The 5,216-nt window shown below is 71.2% G+C and carries 6 protein-coding genes and 1 pseudogene; 5 read left to right on the plus strand and 2 right to left on the minus strand.

Translation table 11 applies throughout. The annotated features are described in order from the left end of the window. Positions 1 to 88: 88 nt before the first annotated feature. From BZL64_RS41995 to BZL64_RS35315, 3 genes are all read left to right on the plus strand, one after another. Entirely contained in the window at positions 89 to 217 is a 129-nt protein-coding gene (locus BZL64_RS41995) for a hypothetical protein (protein WP_266465671.1), read from the plus strand. A 21-nt stretch (positions 218 to 238) separates the two neighbouring features. Further along, positions 239 to 1,003, plus strand: coding sequence for a bestrophin-like domain (locus BZL64_RS35310; RefSeq protein ID WP_086773138.1), 765 nt, complete (start codon positions 239 to 241; stop codon positions 1,001 to 1,003). A gap of 221 nt (positions 1,004 to 1,224) precedes the next feature. Continuing rightward, the gene (locus BZL64_RS35315; RefSeq protein WP_086773139.1) at positions 1,225 to 1,755 is read left to right on the plus strand and encodes a hypothetical protein; all 531 of its coding nucleotides are present in this window, start codon (positions 1,225 to 1,227) and stop codon (positions 1,753 to 1,755) included. 126 nt (positions 1,756 to 1,881) lie between these two features. Here the strand turns inward: BZL64_RS35315 and BZL64_RS41630 are convergent. Further along, a pseudogene (locus BZL64_RS41630) lies at positions 1,882 to 2,283 on the minus strand (hypothetical protein); the annotation flags it as partial. Between the two features lie 702 nt (positions 2,284 to 2,985). Here BZL64_RS41630 and BZL64_RS35325 point away from each other — a divergent pair. Next, positions 2,986 to 3,657 (plus strand): class F sortase, encoded by a 672-nt coding sequence (locus BZL64_RS35325; RefSeq protein WP_086773140.1) that lies wholly within the window; start codon positions 2,986 to 2,988, stop codon positions 3,655 to 3,657. A 42-nt stretch (positions 3,658 to 3,699) separates the two neighbouring features. Here BZL64_RS35325 and BZL64_RS35330 read toward each other — a convergent pair whose 3' ends face one another. Beyond that, positions 3,700 to 4,542, minus strand: a complete 843-nt coding sequence (locus BZL64_RS35330; RefSeq protein ID WP_086773141.1) for a polysaccharide deacetylase family protein — start codon at positions 4,540 to 4,542, stop codon at positions 3,700 to 3,702. 147 nt (positions 4,543 to 4,689) lie between these two features. Here BZL64_RS35330 and BZL64_RS35335 point away from each other — a divergent pair, with 147 nt between their 5' ends. Then, complete coding sequence (locus tag BZL64_RS35335; protein ID WP_086773142.1) at positions 4,690 to 5,151, plus strand: universal stress protein; 462 nt, start codon at positions 4,690 to 4,692, stop codon at positions 5,149 to 5,151. Positions 5,152 to 5,216 lie beyond the last annotated feature (65 nt).

Below are 5,216 nucleotides of genomic sequence, written 5' to 3' on the forward strand. Positions count from 1 at the left end.
GTCGGCAGCGTCAGGTGTGTATAAGAGACGGCCACCCCCCACGCCCACACCGGCACCCGAGCCCACGCCGCGGCCGTCCGTGTCGCCCGTGAGCTACCCGGCGTACCACGCGCAGCAGCGCCGGGCGCCCGTCCGGCACCACCAGTCGCCGGTCACCTACGTCCTGCTCATCACCGTGCCCGCGGTCATCGCCGTCGCCGCCCTGCGGCCCCGCTGACGCCCCTCCAGGAGGCATCTCTTGCCGGAATGGCTTGTTCTCACCCTCGCGATGCTCGCCGCGTGCGCGGTGGTGGTCGCCGTCACCTTCGTCCGGCACCGCACCGCGTCCGAAGACGAGGACCCGTCCGAGACTCCGGACGTCATCGAGTACATGACGATGTGGATCGGCGTGGTGTACGCCATCGTCCTGGGCCTGGCGATCGCCGGCGTCTGGGAGGCCCGCAGCATCGCCCAGGACCACGTCCAGGCGGAGGCCCAGTCGCTGCACGAGATCTCGGAGCGGGTACGGGTGTACCCGGCCGATGTCCGGGACCGCGTCCGGGGGGACGTCGACGCCTATGTCTCGCACGTCGTCACCGCCGAGTGGAAGGCCATGGCCGACAAGGGCGAGGTGACCGAACGCGGCGACGAACTCATCGAACGGCTCCGCACCGACCTCACCGACTACCAGCCGGCCTCCGACTTCGAGGCGCAGGCCTATCAGCCGCTCCTCGACCAGCTGGCCGCCGCCGACCAGGCCCGCAACAACCGGGCCGGCTCGACCGGGGAGACCATGCCCGGCGTGGTGTGGTTCGGACTCCTCGCCGGCGCCGCGATCACCATCGGCATGGTCTTCGCGCTCCAGATCCGCCGCACCACCCGCGAGCTGATCCTGGCGGGGCTGTTCTCCGCGCTGATCGCTTTCCTGCTGTTCCTGATCTGGGACTTCGACGCGCCCTACAGCCGGGGCATCACCGCGTCGTCCGAGCCCTTCCTGCGGCTCTTCCCGAACGCCAAGGACTGAGCGCACCGCCCGGGGCGACGGCGAGCGACACGCCGATGCCGTCCCCCGGTCGCGGGTACGCCGTCCCCCGTCCGGCCCACCCGTCGCCCCTTTCATTACCCCATTCGCGCGACAGGGATCGCGGGAGCGCACACATGTTCCTAGCGTTTCGGTCATCGAGGTGCATTTATGGCGCAAGCGGAAAACACCGCGGCTGCTCCTCGGAAACCGGAGGAATCACCATGCACGCGATACGCGTCGCTTCGGCCGCAGTGCTGGGCGCCTGCGCCCTGGCCGTCTCCACGCCGCCCGCCGTCGCCGCGGAGAGTGATGTCACCCCGTTCGGCTTCAGCGTGCTGCCGTCGACGATCACGGCGGGTGGCCAGGTCGCTCTCCAGATCGACCGGAGCAGCGGCGGCTGCAAGGGTGCGGTCACCATCACCTCGGGGATCTTCGACTCGGTGCACATCGCCGCGCACCGCTCATCGGCCACGACGACGGTCGACTACGACGTCAAGGTGGGCGCCGTGTACCAGGTGACGTTCACCTGCGACGGCGCCAGCGGGTCGACCGGACTCACCGTCGCCGGACTCCGCCCGGCCTCCCCCACACCGGCGCCCTACCCGGTGCCGCGCGGGGTGCAGGCCGGTGCGGGCGGGACGGTCGCCGGGTTCGACATCAAGGAGATCGGGCTCGGCGCGGCGCTCATCGCCGGGTCGGTCGGTGCGGCGTACCACTTCTCGCGGCGACGCTCGGGTGAGGACGGCACCTGACAGCGGCCGGATCGCGGGCCTTCGCCCCGGTTTCCCTGGAAGGGACCGGGGCGAAGGCCCGCGACGTGTGGTGTCCGTGCTCCGAAGGACGCCACGACGCCAGGACGGGCGGCGTGACGGATGTTGTCAGGCGCGGCGCTCGGCGCGCCGGCGCATCCAGAACACGCCGCCGCCGATGACGGCCGCGGCCACCAGTCCGCCGCCGATGGCGATGTCGGTCGGGGTGGCACCGCTGGAGCTGCTGCCGCCGAGACCGCCGCGGACACCGCCGATGACGGTGAAGGCGGTGGGGTTGGTGAGGGTACGGCCGTTGCAGTTGACGGTGATGCTGTGCGAGCCGGGGCGCGCGTTGCTGTTGACCGTCGCGGTGCCCTGCGCCGTGTTGTTGGCGCCGCTGACGGGCTTGAGGTTGGTCGTGGGGAAGGCGTCCGAGCTCATGGTGCCGCCTCCCCGGCAGCCGTCGACGGTGACGGTCAGTTGACCGCCGCGGGCGACGACGCTGGGCAGCGCGACGATGTTGCTGGGGGAGATGCCCCCGTTGCCGCCGCCGTTGTTTCCGCCGTTGTTTCCGTTGTGCCCACCGTTGTTGCCGTTGTTACCGCCGTTGTTGCCGTTGTTACCGCCGTTGTTGCCGTTGCTACCGCCGTTGTTGCCGTTGTTGCCGTTGTTGTTGCCGTTACCGCCACCGTTGTCGTTGCCGTTACCGCCGTTGTTGTTTCCGCCCCAGTTGTTGTTGCCCGGACGGCCCCCGGCGTTGTTGTTCCCGGGGTCCACCCAGGTGTTGTCGTTCTGGCTGCCCGGGTTGGGCGGCATACCGTCCGCTACGGCCGCGGGGGCGGCGATCCCCAGGACGGCGACCGCCGCGGCCGCGGCCGCCAGGGCGCGTGTGTTTCGCATGTGATCCTCCGCGGAAGGCGCCCCGGGGCCCGTCCCCGGTCTGTCGGCGAGAGAACGCCTCCCGAATCGACCCTCAGATGCCCCGCGCGCGCCCGCATTTCGGGAATGGTCCGTCCTGGTGAGAGGACACGCCGAGGGAAATGCACACAATCGGATATCACCGCAGGTCACGGACCGTCAGAAAATTCCTGTGCGCGGCAACTCGGATGGCGGACCGCGAGACGTACGAGCCACCCGTTCGCCGCTGACCCGTCGCCGGTTCCCGTTGCGGGACTTAGCGTTCTCGTATGCGCGAAAGGACGTGGCGACGGCCGCGTCGAAAGGGGATGGCGAATGTCTGGGTACGAGCTGTCCGGAATGGCGGAAGAGGAGGAGCGGCCGAAGAAGCGTGCTCCTTGGGGTGTGATAGCGCTTGTTCTGCTGACCGGTCTCGCGCTCATCCGGAATGGTTCGGGGGAGTTCGACGCCGGCCCGCCGCAGCCCGCCTCGGCGGCTGCCGCCGACGCCCGCACGGCCCGGGGCACCTTGGGCGGGGCCGTCCAGGCCCTGCCGTTCTCGGAGCCCGACCGGGTCCGGATCCCCGCCATCCGGGTCGATGCCCCGGTCATGCAGGTCGGCCTGGACACGGACGGCTGGGTCGGGGCACCGCCCCCGGAGGACCCGAATCTGGCCGGCTGGTTCACCGGCGCCGTCTCACCCGGTGAGAAGGGGACCGCGGTCGTCGTCGGCCATGTCGACAACACGCAGGGTCCTGCCGTCTTCTACGGCCTCGGCGCCCTGAAGAAGGGAAACCACGTCGAGGTGGCCCGCCGGGACGGAAAGACCGCGGTGTTCGAGATCTACGGCATCGAGGTCTTCGAGAAGAACAACTTCCCCGGCGACCGCGTCTACGCCTCCAAGGGCTCCCCCGAGCTCCGGGTCATCACCTGCGGCGGCGGTTTCTCCAAGGCAAACGGTTACGACGGCAATGTGGTCGCCTTCGCCCGCCTGATCGAGGTCCGCTGAACGGACCCCGGCCGGGCGGGCGAACGCCCCATGGGCCTGCCTCTAGGCGGGCTGACGCCGCGGCACCGTGATGTGGTAGCCGGAGTCCAGGAGTCGCGGCAGATAGCGGCGCAGAGCCCGCACGCTCTGGCTGCGGTCGCCCCCGGCGTCGTGCGAGAGGACGACGACACCGGGGGCGGCGCCGTTCCCGACCCGGTCGACGATGGTGCCGGTGCCCGGGGACGTCCAGTCGAGGGTGTCGACCGTCCAGGCGAGGGGTTCCATGCCGAGTTCGGAGCCCAGTTGGAAGGCTGCGCGGTTCCAGGCGCCGTAAGGGGCGCGGAACCAGCGGGGCCGTTCTCCGTAGGCGTTCTCAATGACCTCGCTGGTGCGGGTCATCTCGGAGCGGATCTGACGGCGGGTGAGTTTGGTGAGCAGGGGGTGGGACCAGGTGTGGTTGCCGACGGTGTGCCCCTCGTCGGCCATCCGGGCCAGCAGTCCGGGTTGGTGGGCGGCCATCTCCCCGCACACGAAGAACATGGCGCGCACGTCGTACTCGGCGAGGGTGTCGAGGATGCCCGGGGTGTAGCGGGGGTCGGGGCCGTCGTCGAAGGTCAGCACCATGGTGCGGCCCCGCCCGTCGACCCGCAGCAGCGGTTCGCTGCGCAGGGGGGTGCGGGCGGCGGCGGTGCGCGGGGGGCCGTAGCCGGTCAGAGGCTGGAGGCGGTAGGCGGAGGAGTTCGCCGGAAGGCGGTGCGCGGGGGCGCCGGCCGCCGGGGCGCCGGGGCGGACCGGTGTCCCACCGCCCGTCCCCCACGCGAACAGAGAGGCGGTGCCGGCCGCGCCGACGGCGGCGGCGCCGGCGAGCAACGCCCCGCGCCGCGTGAACAACTGATCCTTCTGCATGAGTCATCAGTCGCCCGGCAGGCCCCCGACGCACCACGACAACACCGTCCCGGCGGCATGAATCCACCCGCTCGGCGCAGCGGCTGTCACACCGGCCGGGGCAGCCCGCCCGGCGGCGGCACCGGCGGCTTCCGATAGCCTCTGGCCGTGACGGAACAGCACCCTTCCCCGTTCGAACGGGGCACGGACGGCCCGAAGGTCATCGTGGTCGGCGTGGACGGCTCCGACACCTCGATGCGGGCAGCGGCCTACGCCGCGGGTCTGGCCCGGCGCCAGCGCGCCCTGCTCGCGGTGGTGTACGTGCAGCCGGTGATGACGGCGGGCGCGGCGCTCGGGGCGCCGGTGGCGGAGGCGACCGACGAGATCGCCCAGGAGATCGTGGCGCAGATCCGGGAGGCCACCGATCGGTCCCGCGGGATATTCGACATCCGCTGGGAGTTCCACACCTTCCACGGCGACCCGTACAACGGGCTGGTGAAGGCCGCGGACCAGCTGAAGGCCGACGCGGTCGTGGTCGGCGCCTCGGAGCAGGCCGGCCACCGGATCGTGGGGTCGGTCGCGGTACGGCTGGTGAAGGCGGGGCGCTGGCCGGTGACGGTGGTGCCGTAGCGGCCCCGCCTCTGTGCTCGCGCGCGCAGGGCGCTACTCCCCCGTCACCAGTCCGTCCTGCGCGC

This window comes from Streptomyces bobili, from assembly GCF_002154575.1.
Taxonomy (GTDB): Bacteria; Actinomycetota; Actinomycetes; order Streptomycetales; family Streptomycetaceae; genus Streptomyces; species Streptomyces bobili.

Coding starts and splice junctions, on each gene's coding strand:
- BZL64_RS35325 (WP_086773140.1), top strand. CDS start 2,986: ATGTCTGGGTACGAGCTGTCCGGAATGGCGGAAGAGGAGGAGCGGCCG.
- BZL64_RS35330 (WP_086773141.1), bottom strand. CDS start 4,542: ATGCAGAAGGATCAGTTGTTCACGCGGCGCGGGGCGTTGCTCGCCGGC.
- BZL64_RS35315 (WP_086773139.1), top strand. CDS start 1,225: ATGCACGCGATACGCGTCGCTTCGGCCGCAGTGCTGGGCGCCTGCGCC.